General features: G+C 43.1%; 16 protein-coding genes and 1 tRNA gene. 14 read left to right on the top strand and 3 right to left on the bottom strand.

Features of this window, described 5'->3' with window-relative positions:
- From ACTWPM_RS11765 to ACTWPM_RS11750, 4 genes are all read left to right on the top strand, one after another.
- Positions 1 to 172: zinc ribbon domain-containing protein (locus tag ACTWPM_RS11765; RefSeq protein ID WP_443133236.1), on the top strand; the 172-nt coding region annotated here is incomplete at its 5' end.
- A gap of 102 nt (positions 173 to 274) precedes the next feature.
- Positions 275 to 412, top strand: a complete 138-nt coding sequence (locus ACTWPM_RS11760) for a hypothetical protein (RefSeq protein WP_443133230.1) — start codon at positions 275 to 277, stop codon at positions 410 to 412.
- Positions 413 to 535: 123 nt separating this feature from the next.
- Positions 536 to 1,453, top strand: a complete 918-nt coding sequence (locus ACTWPM_RS11755; RefSeq protein WP_443133229.1) for a DMT family transporter — start codon at positions 536 to 538, stop codon at positions 1,451 to 1,453.
- Between the two features lie 263 nt (positions 1,454 to 1,716).
- Positions 1,717 to 2,166, top strand: a complete 450-nt coding sequence (locus ACTWPM_RS11750) for a hypothetical protein (RefSeq protein ID WP_443133228.1) — start codon at positions 1,717 to 1,719, stop codon at positions 2,164 to 2,166.
- A 981-nt stretch (positions 2,167 to 3,147) separates the two neighbouring features.
- On the opposite strand, the gene ACTWPM_RS11745 is transcribed toward ACTWPM_RS11750, so the two are convergent.
- The gene (locus ACTWPM_RS11745; protein WP_443133227.1) at positions 3,148 to 3,336 is read right to left on the bottom strand and encodes a hypothetical protein; all 189 of its coding nucleotides are present in this window, start codon (positions 3,334 to 3,336) and stop codon (positions 3,148 to 3,150) included.
- Positions 3,337 to 3,606: 270 nt separating this feature from the next.
- Here ACTWPM_RS11745 and ACTWPM_RS11740 point away from each other — a divergent pair.
- The 7 genes from ACTWPM_RS11740 to ACTWPM_RS11710 all read left to right on the top strand — a co-directional run bounded on the left by ACTWPM_RS11740 (position 3,607) and on the right by ACTWPM_RS11710 (position 10,042).
- A tRNA-Gly gene (locus ACTWPM_RS11740) sits at positions 3,607 to 3,680 on the top strand.
- Between the two features lie 153 nt (positions 3,681 to 3,833).
- Positions 3,834 to 5,543 carry an ABC-ATPase domain-containing protein gene (locus tag ACTWPM_RS11735; protein WP_443133226.1) on the top strand — a complete coding sequence of 570 codons (1,710 nt, stop codon included), beginning with the start codon at positions 3,834 to 3,836 and terminating at the stop codon, positions 5,541 to 5,543.
- A gap of 15 nt (positions 5,544 to 5,558) precedes the next feature.
- Entirely contained in the window at positions 5,559 to 6,692 is a 1,134-nt protein-coding gene (gene queG / locus ACTWPM_RS11730; protein WP_443133225.1) for a tRNA epoxyqueuosine(34) reductase QueG, read from the top strand.
- Between the two features lie 70 nt (positions 6,693 to 6,762).
- Positions 6,763 to 7,311 (top strand): methylated-DNA--[protein]-cysteine S-methyltransferase, encoded by a 549-nt coding sequence (locus ACTWPM_RS11725; protein ID WP_443133224.1) that lies wholly within the window; start codon positions 6,763 to 6,765, stop codon positions 7,309 to 7,311.
- A gap of 76 nt (positions 7,312 to 7,387) precedes the next feature.
- Positions 7,388 to 8,251, top strand: coding sequence for an amidase domain-containing protein (locus tag ACTWPM_RS11720; RefSeq protein WP_443133223.1), 864 nt, complete (start codon positions 7,388 to 7,390; stop codon positions 8,249 to 8,251).
- Between the two features lie 51 nt (positions 8,252 to 8,302).
- The gene (trmL, locus tag ACTWPM_RS11715; protein WP_443133222.1) at positions 8,303 to 8,779 is read left to right on the top strand and encodes a tRNA (uridine(34)/cytosine(34)/5-carboxymethylaminomethyluridine(34)-2'-O)-methyltransferase TrmL; all 477 of its coding nucleotides are present in this window, start codon (positions 8,303 to 8,305) and stop codon (positions 8,777 to 8,779) included.
- A 1,005-nt stretch (positions 8,780 to 9,784) separates the two neighbouring features.
- A complete protein-coding gene (locus ACTWPM_RS11710; protein WP_443133221.1) occupies positions 9,785 to 10,042 on the top strand; it encodes a hypothetical protein in 258 nt (85 codons plus the stop codon).
- A gap of 63 nt (positions 10,043 to 10,105) precedes the next feature.
- Here the strand turns inward: ACTWPM_RS11710 and lipA are convergent, their stop codons facing one another.
- Both lipA and ACTWPM_RS11700 read right to left on the bottom strand, forming a co-directional pair.
- A complete protein-coding gene (gene lipA, locus ACTWPM_RS11705; protein ID WP_443133220.1) occupies positions 10,106 to 11,050 on the bottom strand; it encodes a lipoyl synthase in 945 nt (314 codons plus the stop codon).
- A gap of 18 nt (positions 11,051 to 11,068) precedes the next feature.
- Positions 11,069 to 11,884, bottom strand: coding sequence for a lipoate--protein ligase family protein (locus ACTWPM_RS11700; protein WP_443133219.1), 816 nt, complete (start codon positions 11,882 to 11,884; stop codon positions 11,069 to 11,071).
- Between the two features lie 1,132 nt (positions 11,885 to 13,016).
- Here ACTWPM_RS11700 and ACTWPM_RS11695 point away from each other — a divergent pair.
- The 3 genes from ACTWPM_RS11695 to ppx all read left to right on the top strand — a co-directional run bounded on the left by ACTWPM_RS11695 (position 13,017) and on the right by ppx (position 16,949).
- Entirely contained in the window at positions 13,017 to 13,196 is a 180-nt protein-coding gene (locus ACTWPM_RS11695) for a hypothetical protein (protein ID WP_443133218.1), read from the top strand.
- A gap of 239 nt (positions 13,197 to 13,435) precedes the next feature.
- Positions 13,436 to 15,331 carry a PrkA family serine protein kinase gene (locus ACTWPM_RS11690; RefSeq protein WP_443133217.1) on the top strand — a complete coding sequence of 632 codons (1,896 nt, stop codon included), beginning with the start codon at positions 13,436 to 13,438 and terminating at the stop codon, positions 15,329 to 15,331.
- An 88-nt stretch (positions 15,332 to 15,419) separates the two neighbouring features.
- Complete coding sequence (ppx, locus tag ACTWPM_RS11685) at positions 15,420 to 16,949, top strand: exopolyphosphatase (protein ID WP_443133216.1); 1,530 nt, start codon at positions 15,420 to 15,422, stop codon at positions 16,947 to 16,949.
- Positions 16,950 to 16,978 lie beyond the last annotated feature (29 nt).

Below are 16,978 nucleotides of genomic sequence, written 5' to 3'. Positions count from 1 at the left end.
GCTGTGTTCCAAGTGCGGATACCAAAACAGTGAGGTAAAGAATCTCGCTGTTCGAACGTGGGATTGCCCAGACTGCGGCTGCCACCACGACCGCGACCTAAATGCGAGCTCCAATATATTGAAGGAGATTCAAAGAATCCTTCCAACCGTCGGTGCGATGGGGCTAGCCTAATCATTTGAACGAACCGTTAGGTTCGTGCTCTTAGGAATCCCCCAACTTCAAGGAGCGTCAGCGAGTAAGCGGGGGTAGTTCAAGGGGAATCAGTATGCGAATGTGGACAACCAGGTTTTTGGAGACGGCAAAGATATCTATCGTGTGTCGATCTTTCAATTTAAGGTAAATCCAGTATCGATTGGAACGTTCATTTATTTTGCAGCTGCCGTGCTGATTTCAATTGTAGCTTATACTTAAACTTTATAGGAGTGCCTGGCGAAGTTTTCAAAAGGGGAAGCTTCGCTTTTTATTTACCGCTTTAATAATTTGGCCGGTGATTATAAGATGAAAGCAGGATCTATTGATGAAGGGAGGGGTTCCGTGCCTTACTTATTACTGATATTTGTTGTGCTGTTCTATGCAGGTAATATTCTCACGGGAAAAGCAATGAATGATCTGCCGCCGTTTACCATTGCTTTTTTCCGGCTGCTCGTTGCTTTTATCTTTTTACTTCCGATTGGAATTAAGAGTGCCTGGAAAGCGAGAAATACATTTCGCGAGTACAAGGGACCTTTTTTAATTATGACGCTTACAGGAGTCACTTTTTTTAATACGTTTATTTATGGTGCGCTTCAATTCACCACAGCTTCAAATGTGTCCGTACTAGAAACGGTTATTCCCGTCGTAACGGTAGTTTTAAGTGCTCTGATCGTAAAAGAAAAGCTGCCACTGATCAAGTGGACCGGAGTGGCTCTGTCCTTTCTTGGAGCGGTATGGGTAGTCATGGACGGCAGGCTGCTTGAATTGTTTTCGTCTTCTTGGAACGTCGGGGACGTTATTATGATAGGAGCCATTAGCTGCTGGGCGATTTATTCCATTGTTGTGAAGCAGTACATGCACTTGTTTCCCGCGTACGGGGTGCTGCTGGTCATGACTGGAATGTCTGTGCTGATTCTACTGCCGTTCGTGGCCGTTGAATGGACGATTGGCAGTGTGCCGTCCCTCGGTGAGGTTAAGTATTGGATAGGATTCTTATACTTAGGCGTGTTTCCCTCAGTTATTGCGCTGGTGTTTTATAACCGGGCTGTGGAAAGGCTGGGAGCGTCTCAAGCCTCGGTATTTTTAAATTTCTTACCGGTTGTCACGATGATCGGCGCCTATGTCTGGCTTGGGGAAACGATCAAACTTCCGGAAATAGCTGGGGCTTTTATAGTGATCGCGGGTGTAATTTTAACAACAAGGGCAGGAACGAGAAAGAAAAGAAAATCCTTGAATTATAAAAAAACTTCCTATAATTAGAAACAATTTTAGTTGTTTTATTGTTTAAGAGGAGTGATTATGTAGGCCGAACATCCTTAAATTATTTACTTTATATTAATATAATGAAAAAAATTTGACCGATTCTAGAGAAAGATCACACGATGTGTCGAGAAAATCCTTCTTTCGAAATCCATGATTTATTCACTTTAGTTACAATTGTTTATTTTTGGTAAAATTGGTTTTAAGCGCTCTATATCAGGCAATGAAGAGGAGTGAACCATAAAAAATAAGGAGGTAATTTTATGTCCACTGCTCTTAGGGAAAGGTTAACATCTTCCATGGAAAATCTGCGTACGGTTGCATCTCTTGAATTTACGGATGAAGTTTTTGAATCAGATAATTATCGCTCAGCGGAAGTGCTTACTGAAGATCTGCACAGTCTGTTTATTGTGAACCTTCGTGAACGTACAATGACCATTTTGACAATGAATGAAGAAATGGAAGTTACGAAAGAAACCTTATTTACGGACAAGATTATCTCAATGAAAGAACTGTTCAGTGATTATAGCTTAAATCAAAATACGCCACCTTGGAAACTTGAGCTTGTCCTCTTGGACGGGCGCATGATAGAGGTGGAACCTGGATTATCTAAGCTTCATGATGAGAGCTACAAAGATCCGGAAATTGCTGGAGAAGTGGCTGAGGATTTTGAGAATTTCATTGCTGGTTTGAAAAATACCTTGATTCTATAAAGTAAGAGGAGTCCTTAACGGGGCTCCTTTTTTGTTTAAAATGGCGGACTTATAATTTGTCTGTATAAAAATGAGATAATGGGAGATTTTAAGAAATAAGACAGCGTAAACTCCTACTTTCTCTCCTAATTATCTTATCCTTCATTAGAACAGGGTTAATTGCACACATGCTCACCGTCTGTCCAGGTAGGAGGTGAGGATGATTTGGATACAAATGTGCTATTTGAACTTCTTAGACTATCCGTGGACGTACTAAACTTTCTGGCCTTTCTTCTGTTTTCAACGATATTTGTATTTAAATCGAAACAGCCATAGAGATGAATTTTTCCTAATGGACCACTAGTTATGACTAGTGGTCATTTTATTTATTTTGGAGATCTGATAAATGTAGTTGAATTATCAACAGAGGCTTATAAACTAGCTGGCCGTTTACTGTAAGACTCAGTTTCGAGATATACTGGGTCAGTTGCCATAAAAAAATGAGAGTTGTAGGGGAAATAACTCGCTTTCCTGTGGGGGAACGGTGAGCCTCCTCGGTCGTTATCACTCCCTGTGGGGTCTCTCCTAGTTCCTTCTCCCACGGGAGTCTCGTCATTTCCCCTACAACTCAGCCATGTGAGAATAACAGACCCTTCCAGAAGAGAGAATGCTCTCCTTCTTAACTGGTCTCAAATGTTTCTACGATAGGTTATCCCACATCTTTAAAGCATGAAAATAGCCTAACATTCACATGCTCTTTATGCTCATCATGAAGATATCTTAAGTGGTTTCGAGTTTCTGATTCGCTAATCGTCCGCCTAAGTGCCTTCCTCATAACCAATCTTTTAATACGGAGTCTTACGTAATCGGGAGAGCTTATTTGTGAATTAATGAAGAATGCGCGTGGGTGATATTCTGAATAGCCTTGTATTTAGCAAAGCCGCGGAAGAGGACTAATTTCGAGACCACCCCTTTACATATCAATTGTTTTATATGAAATTCCTACAAGAAAGAGTGGTACACTCCTGTGGAGAGTAAATACAACGTAAGCAGGCTCAGAACGGTGAGGAGCAGGATGAACTGTTTCTTTGAGGCACTTACAACGAGAGCGTTGTTAGGATCGAACTTATAACTCCATAAGATCACGCCGATTAAAAAAAGCATTCCGATGCCGAGAAAGAGATTAATCATTGGAATTCCTCCTTATCTAAGTGTACGAATGAAAATAAAAATTGTTTCAATTATCGGAATTATGAAAATAGTTACGATGGACTAGTTTAATAATTAGGAAATCAGTATATAATGTTAAAAACCACCAGCAAGGACCACCTGCTTAACATTTCAATGTAAAGAGAACATGAATTCTTCGACAAAAATTCTTAAAAATCGTGTTGCATCGCTAGAATTCGATTGTTATAATGAAAAACGTACTCTTGATGAGGCGAAGGAATCTAATTAAATGCGGGTGTAGTTTAGTGGTAAAACCTCAGCCTTCCAAGCTGATGATGAGGGTTCGATTCCCTTCACCCGCTCCAATCACTTTTTTTGAAAGTGAACACGCTTTTATTTTATACTATGTGAACCAACGCAGTGTTTCGTTAATTCAGGTAACGAAGCATTGCGTTTTTTAGTGAGGAAAAAAGGATACACCCTATAATAGACATAAAAATAATAGGAGGATCCAGACAATGAAACAATTACAGCAGAAATTGAAACAAATCGACGGAAAAAGTTATAAAGGATATAAAGATATTCAAGGAAAGCACGCGTTCCAGAATTACGATGTATTTATGGATTATGTACAAGGTGATCCCTTTGCGGCACCTTCTAAAATAAGAATAAGAATTCCGGATAGCAAACGTCCGATTCGTACAGAATGGAAAGAAAGCAAGAGCCGCAAGATTTATGCGGAAGATCGAATTGCCCGCGCTGTTGCGAAATCAATCGCCAAGAATCAGACCGATGTCAAAGGAACAGGAAAAAGTGGAATGGTCGCCGTAGATCGCCCAGGCCAGGAAATTCTGGACCGGGCCGCGGTAAACCTGAATCAAGAAGATATGACGGTCTGCCTTACGATCGGTCTTCCGGCTAATGGACGCCGCATCAATGGCAAGGAAGCGGACAAGTTGTTCTTCAAAGTCATCCCTGAGATTATACAGCACTCTGTTTTTTCCATTAAAGATGAAGAAATTGAAGAGGCCTGTCAGCTGGCCGATCAGCATGAAGCGATTCAGGCAGAGATGAAAAAGAATGACTGGATTTCTTTTGTGGCGGATGGAGCTGTCCTTCCTCGTGAGAGCGGGATCAGCGAACGTCCGATGAAGAAAGCCGTGCCTTTTGAAAGTCCGGAAGCGAACCGGGTTTCCTTTTCCATTCCTCACCGAGAGGAACCGCTGACCGGTATGGCGGTTAAGAAAGGGATTGTATTGATCGTAGGCGGCGGTTATCATGGTAAAAGTACCCTGTTGAACGCAATGGAAAGAGGCGTGTATCCTCATATTAAAGGTGATGGCCGAGAATACGTTCTCACAGATCCAGCTGCCGTTAAAGTAAGAGCAGAAGACGGCCGGCAGGTGACAAGTGTAGATATCTCGCCGTTTATAAAAAATCTGCCGCATGGCACAGATACGACACAATTTTCAACGGAAAATGCCAGTGGAAGTACGTCTCAGGCAGCCAATGTTATTGAAGCACTGGAAGCCGGAGCTAAGACACTGTTAATTGATGAAGATACAAGTGCGACGAACTTCATGATCCGTGATGAGCGGATGCAGGAGCTGGTTGTACAAGAAAAAGAACCGATCACCCCGTTTATTGATAAAATTAAGCAGATGCGTGATGATCTGGATGTTTCCACGATTCTTGTCATGGGCGGATCTGGCGACTACTTCCAGGTAGCTGATGATGTCCTGATGATGGATCAATATGTACCTTATAACGTTACCGGAAAAGCAAAGGATATTGCCGACAAGTACCCAAGCAGCCGAACGACCTCCGAGGATGAGACATTCGGCGCAGTGCCGGCCCGTGCGTTTTCAGCTTCCAGTCTTCAGACGAGAAAAGGGAAGAAAGAAAAGGTACAAGCCAAAGGAAAAACAACCATTCTCATGGGGCAGACAGAAATAGATCTCGATGGAGTCGAGCAGCTGGTCGATACTTCCCAGACACGTATGATCGCTGATGTAATCCTGCATTTAGATAAAAAAGGGATGTTGAAAACAGAGCAATCGCTGAATGATCTGCTGGATCAGATAGAAAAGCAGTTTGATGAGAAGGGACTCGCTTCTTTCGCACCATTTAAAGATCAGCACCCGGGTGAAATTGCTCGTCCGCGCCGCTTTGAGATAGCGGCAACGCTGAACCGGATCCGGACAGCGAAAGTAAAAGATATCAGATAGAAAGGAGAAGCCGTTATGGATTATCATGAGCTCAAGGAACAGGTGATTGCCTATAGTAAGGAAATCGGAATTGATAAGATTGGGTTCGCTTCTGCCGATGTTTTTGGTGAATTAAAAGCCAGGTTAAAGCGACAGGAAGCCCTGGGCTATCAATCCGGTTTTGAAAAAGGAAATGTAGATGAACGAACAGAACCAGGCCGCCTGCTTCCTGGAGCGCAATCGATTATTTCCATTGCCATGGCTTATCCTTCCAAAATGCACGATGCTCCTAAAAGTAGAAAAGGAGAGCGTCGCGGTCTGTTTTGCAGAGCCTCCTGGGGTGAAGACTACCATACTGTTCTGCGTGACCGCCTTAATAAGTTAGGAGCCTATCTACAGGAACTGTTTCCGGATGTAGAACTTAAATCAATGGTGGATACCGGTGAACTGTCCGATCGCGCCGTAGCGGAACGGGCAGGCATCGGTTTCAGTGGTAAGAATTGCGCGATCATTACTCCTGAGTTTGGATCATATGTATATTTAGCGGAACTTGTAACTAATATTCCGTTTGCCCCTGATGAGCCCGTTCAGGACGGGTGCGGGGACTGCAATATATGTGTAGATGCATGCCCAACTGGCGCCCTTGTTCAGGGTGGTCAGTTAAATGCCCAGCGCTGTATCGCTTTTCTGACACAGACCAAAGATTTTCTTCCAGATGAGTTCCGTAGTAAAATCGGCAACCGTCTGTACGGCTGTGATACATGTCAGACGGTCTGTCCAATTAATAGAAAGAAAGATTTTCATCATCATGAAGAATTTGAACCAGATCCTGAGGTCGTCAAACCGAAATTAACGCCGCTGTTGTCCATTTCCAATCGTCAGTTTAAAGAGAAATTCGGATTTATTTCCGGATCTTGGCGAGGCAAGAAACCAATTCAGCGAAATGCCATATTGGCTCTTGCTCATTACCGGGATAAGACATCCATCAGCGAGTTAATTCGATTAATGAAAGAGGACCCGAGGCCCGTCATAAGAGGAACGGCGGCCTGGGGACTTGGGAAAATCGGAACTTCGGATTGTTTTACGGCCATTAAGGATGCTATGATAAATGAGAAAGATGAACAGGTCATTTACGAAATGGAAAAAGGACTTCAATTTGAAAAAATATAACCAAATCTACTTTTCTTATGAACAAGGTTTTTGTATAATAGAAAAAACTGTAAAAGAAGGGATTTAATCTATGAACCATAGGTCTTTTTTATATTATGATTCTTTTATAACTCCTCTCGGACCTATTACGGTTTTAGCGAATGATGAGGGAGTTTGTCGTATTGATTTCGGCGAATTTGAAGAACGTCATTCTGCCTATCAATCCTGGAAAAAAAGGCATTTACTCAAAGGTGAATTCGTTTATGATCCTGAGCAGAAGTATGTCAGTCAGGCGAAAGAAGAGCTAAATGAATACTTTGCTGGAAATAGAACCCAATTTTCGATTCCTTTAATTTGCTATGGAACGGATTTTCAGCGCGGCGTATGGAGGATTCTGGTCAACCAAATACCTTATGGCGAAACGCGCTCCTATAAAGAGATTGCTTCTTCGATGCTTTCTCCTAAGGCCATTCGAGCGGTCGGAGGGGCAGTGAACCAAAACCCATTTGCTATCGTTGTTCCCTGTCACCGGGTGATTGGAAGTAATGGGAAGCTCGTGGGTTACGCGGGCGGTCTTGAGAAGAAGCGTCATTTACTTGATTTTGAAAAACAACACACGGTCGTACCGTTTACTAATTAGTCGTCTCCCGCTGGGGGCGGCTTTTTTGTATGGACCTTCTTTTCTTTTCATAGGATGAAAGGAAGGGGGAAGGGTTATGAAAGAAACCAATCAAATACAGAATTACTGGGAGAAAATCATAAGCCGGCTATTGGATCAGGAAGATGAAATGTGGCTCCATAACAAGGTGAGGAATTTAGAGCGTCAGGGCTTGCAGATTGAGCGTGCGACTTTCAGGATAAAACCTTATCACAGGATTGCATATGAAAGGCACACGACTCTGTGTTACATGCTCAGCCTGTCCCTTCTTGTAAAAGACCAGCGGCAGTTTTATTTAGAAGAAGGAATTTATGAAGGAAGGGTATGGTTTGAGGGAGACAAGGTCAAAAACCATATGATTCAAACGGAAACGATTTCTTCCGAGGCGAACCCTGATGTACCTGAATTCAGTGATAAAGAAGCGAGAAAGCGCTCCCCTTTTACATATAACCGCAGGGATGCGGTTCGCTATGCTGAGAGGTGGTGGGACTCTTATAACCCTGCTTATCGTCATTTTGATGTAGATTGTACAAATTATGTATCGCAGTGCCTAAGAGCTGGAGGCGCTCCGGTGTGGGGAGCTCCGAATCGGAGCCGCGGGTGGTGGTACAGCGGCAGCAATTGGAGCTTCAGCTGGGCAGTCGCCCATGCTTTCAGGTGGTATTTAAGTGGAGCCAGGCAGGGCCTGACCGCTACAGAAGTGTCTTCCGCACAAGAACTGTCTCCTGGAGATGTGATCTGCTATGACTTTGAAGGTAACGGACGATTTGATCATAATACGATCGTCGTGAAAAAAAACACAGATGGTATGCCGCTTGTTAACGCCCACACCTCCAACAGCCGGCACCGCTATTGGGCTTATGAAGATTCCACCGCCTATACTCCAGATATCCAGTATAAATTTTTTCGGATTGGTGATTGATGGATATGGTATAATAGTCGAGTTGACTAAGATTATACTGAGGTGAATGGAATGCCGAACCATATTGTATTGTTTCAACCCGAAATCCCTGCGAATACGGGAAACATCGCTCGAACGTGCCTGGCTACGAATTCCGTGCTTCATTTGATCCGGCCGCTTGGGTTTTCTACCGAGGATCGAATGCTGAAGCGGGCGGGGCTGGATTACTGGCACGACGTAACGATCCAATATCATGATTCGATCGAAGATTTATATGAAGCTTATCCTGACGGTGACTACTATTATATAGAGAATTTCGGTACTAAATCGTACGTAGACTTTGATTTTACTTCTTCTGAGAAGGATTTATTCTTTGTTTTTGGTCGAGAAAGTGATGGAATTCCGAGTGAACTTTTACAAGGCCTGGAGGATCGCTGTCTTCGTGTTCCGATGACAGGGAAAGTACGCTCTCTTAACCTTGCCAACACGGTTTCCATTATTCTTTTTGAAACACTGAGGCAGCAGGGCTTTCCTAATTTGATTAAATAAAACGGCGGCGCTATGCGTCGTTTTTTTTTGTTAACTGCTGTTATATATCCTAATGTCAACTATTTCAGGTAAGCTCCCATTACTTGAAGATTCAGTTTCGAGATAAATGGGTCCGTTACTATATTTGGAAGAGGGCTGGTGGGGAAATGACTCGCTTTCCTATGGGGGAACGGTAAGCTTCCTCGCTCGTTTCACTCCCTGTGGGATCTCACCTAGTTCCTTCTCCCATGGGAGTCTCCCCATTTCCCCACCAGCCCAGCGATATCTAATGAACGGCCCCCCTATCCAGGAAGGCAAGGCCACAGCCTAAATCTTTCGCAAATGCTTATATACCAGCTTTTTCACCTGCATAGATTGAAGAAAGGGGGTCGTTGAAAAAGGCGATCCTTTGATCAAAAGCCAGGTTCTTTCCTGAATTTTCAGAAAACTATATATCGTAAGGTCCGGAGGGGGACGATGAAGACTCCTGTGGGATGAACATGATCGGTAAGATCCCGGAAGGCGAAGCCTGAGGAAGCTTACCACATGCCCACGGAAAGCGAATCGTCCCCCTCCGGACCTTCACTGTAACCCGATACCTCGGAACTGAGTCTTCCACAATCCGGCCCGATTGTGGAAGAACTATCTGCTTAAAAACATCCCCAACGTTTAACATAGGCAAAGAAAAAAGTGTATTTTAAAACAAAAAAATCGCATCCGTTGAGGGATGCGATCTTTAGTGCTTATTTTTTAGGTCTGCCTGCTTTAACATCGTATCCAGCTGCGAAGATGGACGTTAGGTATGTGATACAAACAAGAATAATCAAAGTTATTTTCATGTATAGTCCTCCTTTAATCTGTCGAGACAAGCTATTCTAACCTGTATTATACCTTATTTATTGGAGTATGTGAATTGTGGGAAGTAAATTTCTCCCTGATAGAAGGCTGGTGCCTATACATGCTATGGGTTAATTACATAGATTGAAGAGTAGGTGAATAACCAAGGATAGAAGTGGAGGAATAAACATGAATCAATATCCGTATCAGTATCCATACCCTGTCCAACAAGATTTTCGTGATGAGGATGAGAGATTTTTCTTTTTAGGCCCATTCGCAGGCGGACTGCTGGGTGGATTTTTAGGCGGAGCGATTGCTCCAGGATTATACGGAGGTTTCGGTGGTGGCGGTTATGGCTATGGTCCGGGGCCAGGTCCAGGTCCTTATCGCCCTCCTTATTACGGTGGAGGATATTACGGACGTCCGCCTTATGGTGGGTTCTGGTAAAATCAATTAATTAGAATTAAATAAAAGGAGGCCTCCTGATGAGGAAAGGCCTCCTTTTTCTGTTTAAAAGTTTGTTTTATCCAGTGTTTCTCCTTGAGATTCATAGCCTTGCATATACTTAATGCGGCGCTGTGCGGAAGTATTATTTACCTGCTCGTCAGCGTGGTAAGAAGAACGAACCATTGGACCGGCTTCGCAATGCTTAAATCCTTTCTCAAGCGCGATCTGTTTCAGCTCTTCAAACTCATCCGGATGGTAATAGCGCTCAACGTTCAAGTGCTTTTTCGTAGGCTGTAAATACTGGCCGATGGTCATAATGTCGACGTTATGCGCCAGAAGGTCGTCCATAGCTTCTACAATTTCTTCTTTAGTTTCTCCCAGGCCGACCATTAAGCTTGATTTTGTAGGTGTGTCTGGACGGATTTCCTTTACGCGCTGCAAAAGCTCTAGGGAGCGGTCATACATAGCGCGGGCACGAACTTTTTTCGTCAATCGGCGCACGGTTTCTATATTGTGATTAAAGATGTCAGGTTCTCCGCCCATCAAAGTATGTAAGCTGTCATAATCACCTTTCATATCGGATGGAAGAATTTCTACGGTACATCCAGGCACCCGTCGGCGAATTGCTTTAACCGTTTCGCCAAATACAGCAGCACCGCCATCATTGAGGTCATCGCGGGCTACAGCTGTTACGACGACGTGTTTCAGTCCCATAATTTCTACGGATTCTGCGACACGTTCTGGCTCGCCCCAATCCAGTTCATTTGGAAGACCGGTTTTAACAGCACAGAAGCGGCAGCCGCGTGTACATGTATCACCGAGGATCATGAAGGTCGCTGTTTTTCGTTCACTCCAGCATTCGTGGATGTTTGGACAGCGGGCTTCTTCACAAACGGTGTTTAATTTTTTATCACGCATCAGCTTCTTAAGTCCTGTGTAGGATTTGTTCGTGTTAATTTTGATTTTCAGCCAATCGGGCTTTCTTACGTGTTCCTGGTTTTTTGCCATAAGAATTCCACTCCTTTTTTATCTGGAAAAATTCCATTTTTCTGTGCGATAGCGCTCTTCGGCAATTCTTTCTACTTCTTTCCATTGCTCATCGGAAAGTTCAAAAGGTTCTAAATGGATACCAAGCCCTTTTTCGAAGCCTTCTTTAAAAGCCTCTTTCGTCTGATCGAATGTGACGTGGCTGTCCACAAGTTGATTGATCGCTGCGGCTTTATCTCCAAATGCTCGGCGGGCACGCTCTTTTATTCGTTCATTTTTATAAATAAACATATCAAATAGTTTCACATCGTCTACATCAATTGGAACAGATCCATGTTGAAGAATAACACCTTTTTTCCTAGTCTGGGCGCTTCCGGCAGCTTTCCTGCCTTCCACAATCAATTCATACCAGGATGGTTCTTCAAAACATACGGCTGAACCCGTGGTATCCAGTTTACCTTCTGGAACGGCGAATTCCGCTTCTATACCCAGATTATGAAAACCTTCCAACAGTCCTTTAGAAAGGACAAGATAAGCATCTTTCACGGAAGCTGGCATGTCCGGATGATCTTCAGACACAATAACACTGTAAGTTAGTTCCTTGTCATGAAGGACGGCGCGGCCACCAGTCTGACGACGAACGATTTCATAACCATGCCGTTCGACACCTTCCAGGTCAATTTTGCCTTTTACCTTTTGGAAATATCCGACTGAGAGGCCGGCTGGTGCCCATCCGTAAAAGCGAAGTACCGGAGGGATTTTTCCTTGGCGATGCCAATTCATCAATGCTTCATCCAAAGCCATATTAATGGCAGGAGTACAATGACCAGAATCGACAAAGTACCATGTTTCCATTTACAGTCCTTCTTTCTATATCGTAGTACTTTATCTAAGTAAAATGTTCATGAATCATTTTAACAAGGGTGGTGTGTAGTGTCAAAATTTGCTAAACTATTTTTCTATGAAACTTTTTTGAATATATAATATTTTCTATTAAATTACAATGTCGTTTTCTTCCTATAAGTTCCTGGTTGGGTAAGTATTAGTATCGATAAAATTGGGTTCGCTATGTTAATAGGAGAATGGGTGGTTAGGGCATAACTCCCATTCCACACCTTTTCCTAACCAGTAAGGTAACTAAAGCATTTCGAAACATAGTCTTCAACGCTCCTCCCAATATAGGAAGCTTTGTTGCTTATTACATAATAGGGCCGGATAGTTGAAGACTCAGTTTCGAGATATTGGTTATGAGGAAGGTCCTGCGGGGGACGATTTCGCTTTCCGCGGGCATGTGCTGAGCTTCCTCGTGCGGGATCTCACCGATCATGTTCATCCCGCAGGAGTCTCCATCGTCCCCCTCCGGACCTTGCCAAATCAGAAACTCGAAACCACTTGAGATATCTTCTTGATGCACAAAATGAGCATGGGAGCGTGAGGCTATTTCATGCTATAAAGATGAGGAATAGCCTGTTATAGAAGCATTTAAGACCAGTTAAGAAAAAGAGCACACTCTCTTCTGGCAGGGTCCGTTATTCTCCTGTGGCTGGGTTGGTGGGGAAATGGCGAGACTCCCATGGGAGAAGGGACTAGGTGAGATCCCGCAGGGAGTGAAACGAGCGAGGAAGCTCACCGTTCCCCCATAGGAAAGTGTTCAAATGTGGAATCACCCCGATAGACACGACCAGCATAAGCCGACCATCAAAAGGATGGTGCTTTTTCCATCCGTTGATGAGCGGCTTATGTCTCGAGTGTCTGGGTGATGGAACAAGACGAGTTATTTCCCCACCAGCCCTCTTCACAATATAGTAACGGCCCTCATTTATCTCGAAACTGAGTCTTCCAGTGACGGGAGCTTTACTTGAAGATAAAAAAGAGATTTAACAGTGCCTATAAAAAAGCAAAAAAAATGTGTAACCTTATGAAAAAATCAAAAATATCCACTGTATTGTACGGATATGCTTTACAATAGGATTAGGAGGGGTTCATCATGAGTCAATCTTTGCTATCTAGTGTACTCTTTTTAATAAGTGCTGCTATTTGGGCGGTGCTTGCCATTTTTTATGATGAATTCCGTTGGTTGAATATAGGTTTATTTATTTTATTTTTAGTAATAGGACTCTCGCACCGCCAAAGATACCTTAAAGAGAGAGATTATGAAGAGGACTGATCGCTTAGATCGGTTCTTTTTTTTGTAGAATCCTAATAAAGATAACCATACAGGTCCTTTCAGAAGTGGTGGCAGCAGGAGAAGAGAGTTCTTAAGGAATCCTGTGAAAAAGTCCTTTTTTATTAGTGAAAGCAGGAACTGTAAGCGTGATGCTGCTTGTCTTTAAGACACATGTTTTCTCTTATCTAAGCATAGGATGTATTAAATTTCGTCTAAGATGACGGAGGAGGTCTCGCTAAGTGGATATATTGAAGAAGATACAAGACCACAGGGAACAAGCTGAAGAGTTAAAGTGGGAAGGTACATTCGCAGAATACTTAGAGCTATTAAAAGAACAACCGTATTTAGCACAATCCGCCCATTCCCGCGTTTATAATATGGTGAAAGATGCGGGCGTTGTGGAAGAGCATGATCATAAGAAGTTCAAATTCTTTGATGATGACATTTACGGGTTGGACGAAGCTATGGAGAAGCTCGTGGAGGAGTACTTTCACCCGGCAGCCAGACGTCTTGATGTGAGAAAACGTATCCTTTTATTGATGGGTCCTGTCAGTGGCGGTAAATCCACATTGGTCAATTTGTTAAAACGTGGACTTGAAAAGTACTCTTACACCGATAGAGGAGCAGTATTTGCAATTAAAGGATGTCCAATGCATGAAGACCCGCTTCATCTGATTCCTAATCATATGAGAGAGGAATTTCTTGAGCACTACGGAATACGTATCGAAGGAAGCTTATCTCCATTAAATACGATGAGGGTAGAGAAGGAGTACAGCGGACGGATTGAAGATGTTCTGGTAGAAAGAATCTTTTTCTCAGAGGATAAGCGTACAGGCATTGGTACATTCAGTCCATCCGATCCAAAATCTCAGGATATTGCTGATTTGACTGGCTCTATCGACTTTTCCACCATTGCGAAGTATGGCTCTGAATCAGATCCGCGTGCCTACCGTTTTGACGGGGAACTAAACAAAGCAAACCGAGGTATTATGGAGTTCCAGGAAATGCTGAAATGTGATGAGAAATTCCTGTGGCACCTGCTCAGTTTAACGCAGGAAGGAAACTTTAAAGCCGGCCGTTTTGCATTAATATCTGCTGACGAATTAATTATTGCCCATACGAACGAAGCGGAGTATCGCTCCTTTATTGCTAATAAGAAGAATGAAGCCCTGCATTCCAGGATGATTGTTATGCCCGTTCCGTATAATCTGAAGGTCAGTCAGGAAGAGCGTATCTATGAAAAGATGATTCGCGAGAGTGATATACGGGATGTGCACATTGCTCCTCATACGCTGAGGGTAGCGGCCATGTTTACGATCTTAACGAGATTGAAAGATTCCAAGAAAGCTTCGGTTGATGTATTGAAGAAAATGAGACTGTATGACGGAGAGATTTTGGAAGGCTTCAGTGAGGTAGATGTAGAAGAGCTTAAAAAAGAGTTTTCTGATGAAGGGATGAGTGGAATTGACCCGCGTTATGTCATCAACCGTATTTCTTCCACGATTATTAAGAAAGAACTAACATCGATTAATGCACTGGATGTACTGAGATCTTTAAAAGATGGACTGAGCAGCCATGCATCCATTTCTAATGATGATAAGGATCGGTACCTTGAGTTCATATCATTAGCGAGGAAAGAGTACGATGAAATCGCGAAAAAAGAGGTTCAAAAAGCGTTTGTCTATTCCTATGAAGAGTCTGCGATCACCCTGATGGATAACTATCTTGATAATGTAGAAGCGTACTGTAATAAAGCGAAGCTCAGAGACCCGCTCACCGGCGAAGAATTAAACCCGGATGAACGCCTGATGCGCTCTATTGAAGAGCAGATCGGTGTGTCTGAAAATGCTAAGAAAGCGTTCCGTGAAGAAATTCTTATCCGGATTTCTGCTTATGCCCGAAAAGGTAAAAAGTTCGATTATCAGTCCCATGAGCGTTTAAGAGAAGCCATTCAGAAGAAATTGTTTGCTGATCTCAAAGATGTTGTCAAAATCACGACTTCAACCAAGACACCTGATGAGCGCCAGTTGAAAAAGGTCAACGAGGTTGTTGCCACCCTTGTCGATGAACATGGGTATAATTCCAGCTCTGCCAATGACCTGCTTAAGTACGTAGGAAGTCTATTAAACCGATAGAATAAATCATAATTCCACCCTCCTCGTTTTCATTCGGGAGGGTGGATTATTATGTTATAATGGCTTAAAAAGAAATGCAGGTGAGAGGATGTCAAAAAGTTATTACGCAATTATCGATGTAGGTTCCAATACGATGCGTCTCGTTATTTATTTAAGAGAAAAAGGCGGGCGGCTTCGTGAAATTGAAAACGTAAAGGCAGTGGCCCGGCTGCGTAATCATTTGAAAAAGGACAATCGTCTTTCTGATGAAGGAATCCGTACTCTCTTGACCACACTGACCAGCTTTAAAGAGGTTGCCCAAAGCTATAACCTGGAAGAAATGGTCTGTGTCGCCACGGCAACGATTCGTCAGTCATCCAATCAGGAAGAAATCATTAAGAAAGTATCTGATCATACAGGGTTCGATATGAGGATTCTGTCTGAGCATGAAGAAGCCTATTATGGATATTTAGCTGTCGTTAACTCAACCCCTCTGACCGAAGGGATTACAGTAGATATCGGTGGCGGAAGTACAGAGGTTACATATTTCAAAGACCGGGAACTCGTGGAGTCTCACAGTTTTCCGTTCGGAGCACTCACGTTGCAGCAAGACTTTTTCAAAAAAGAACTTCCGACCGAGGATGAGATGTCGAATCTTCGGCAATATTTAATGGAACAATTTAATACGCTGCCATGGCTTCAAAAAAGAAAAGTACCTTTAGTTGGAATCGGCGGAGGCGCACGTAACCTTGTGCAGATTGATCAGAACCTGAAGGAGTATCCGCTCGCTGGTCTGCACCAATACAAAATGAAAGACAGTGATTTATCGTTTGTTAAAAACTATCTGTTTACGCTCCCAATGAAAAAACTGCAGAAGGTGGAGGGGCTTTCCAAAGACCGAGCGGACATTATACTGCCGGCTACGGAAGTTTTCCATTCTTTATACGATGTGGTCCAATCAAGCGGATTCATTTTAAGCCGCAAAGGATTACGGGATGGCGTTTTTTATGAACAGCTTACCAGAGATATGGGTACTAGTCTGTTTCCGAACGTGCTGGAAGAGAGTATCCAGGAACTGGTCACCGATTATGATTTAAGTGTGAAACAAATTAATCATGTGCAGCATCTATCCAATGAATTATTCCATCAGCTTCATGAAAAAGGGATCGGGGGTTTGAGGAAGAAGGACTGGCAGGAAGTGAAGCGGGCGAGTTATGTTTTTAATCTCGGGGATTATATCGACAGCGAAGCCAGCTCCCAGCATACGTTTTACCTCTTAGCTAACCGTACGATTGACGGATTGATGCATATGGAACGCCTTCGCCTGGCTCTTCTTGCTTCTTTCAAGAATAAGACGCTCTTCAAACAATTTCTTCATCCATATAAAAAGTGGTTTCTTAAGGATGAGCGTAAAAAACTACGACTTCTTGGTGCTCTTCTTAAATTCTGTTACTGCCTGGACAGTACAAGGCGCCAGACGGTAGAAGACCTTGAATTATCGCTTGATGGTGAAGACCTGCATATCACTCTTTACTGTAATGGAGAATGGATGCCGGAAGAGTATCAAGCGGAAAAACAGAAAAAACATTTAGAAAAATCCATTAAGAAGAGTATTAATCTGTCTTTTGTGGAAAAATAACGTGTGTATGGAATATTTTGCTTTTTATT

Origin of the sequence: Halobacillus sp. K22, assembly GCF_052246795.1 — a bacterium.
GTDB lineage: Bacteria > Bacillota > Bacilli > Bacillales > Halobacillaceae > Halobacillus.
The sequence above is the reverse complement of the archived record's forward strand: the minus strand, read 5'-3'. Positions and strand labels throughout refer to the sequence as shown.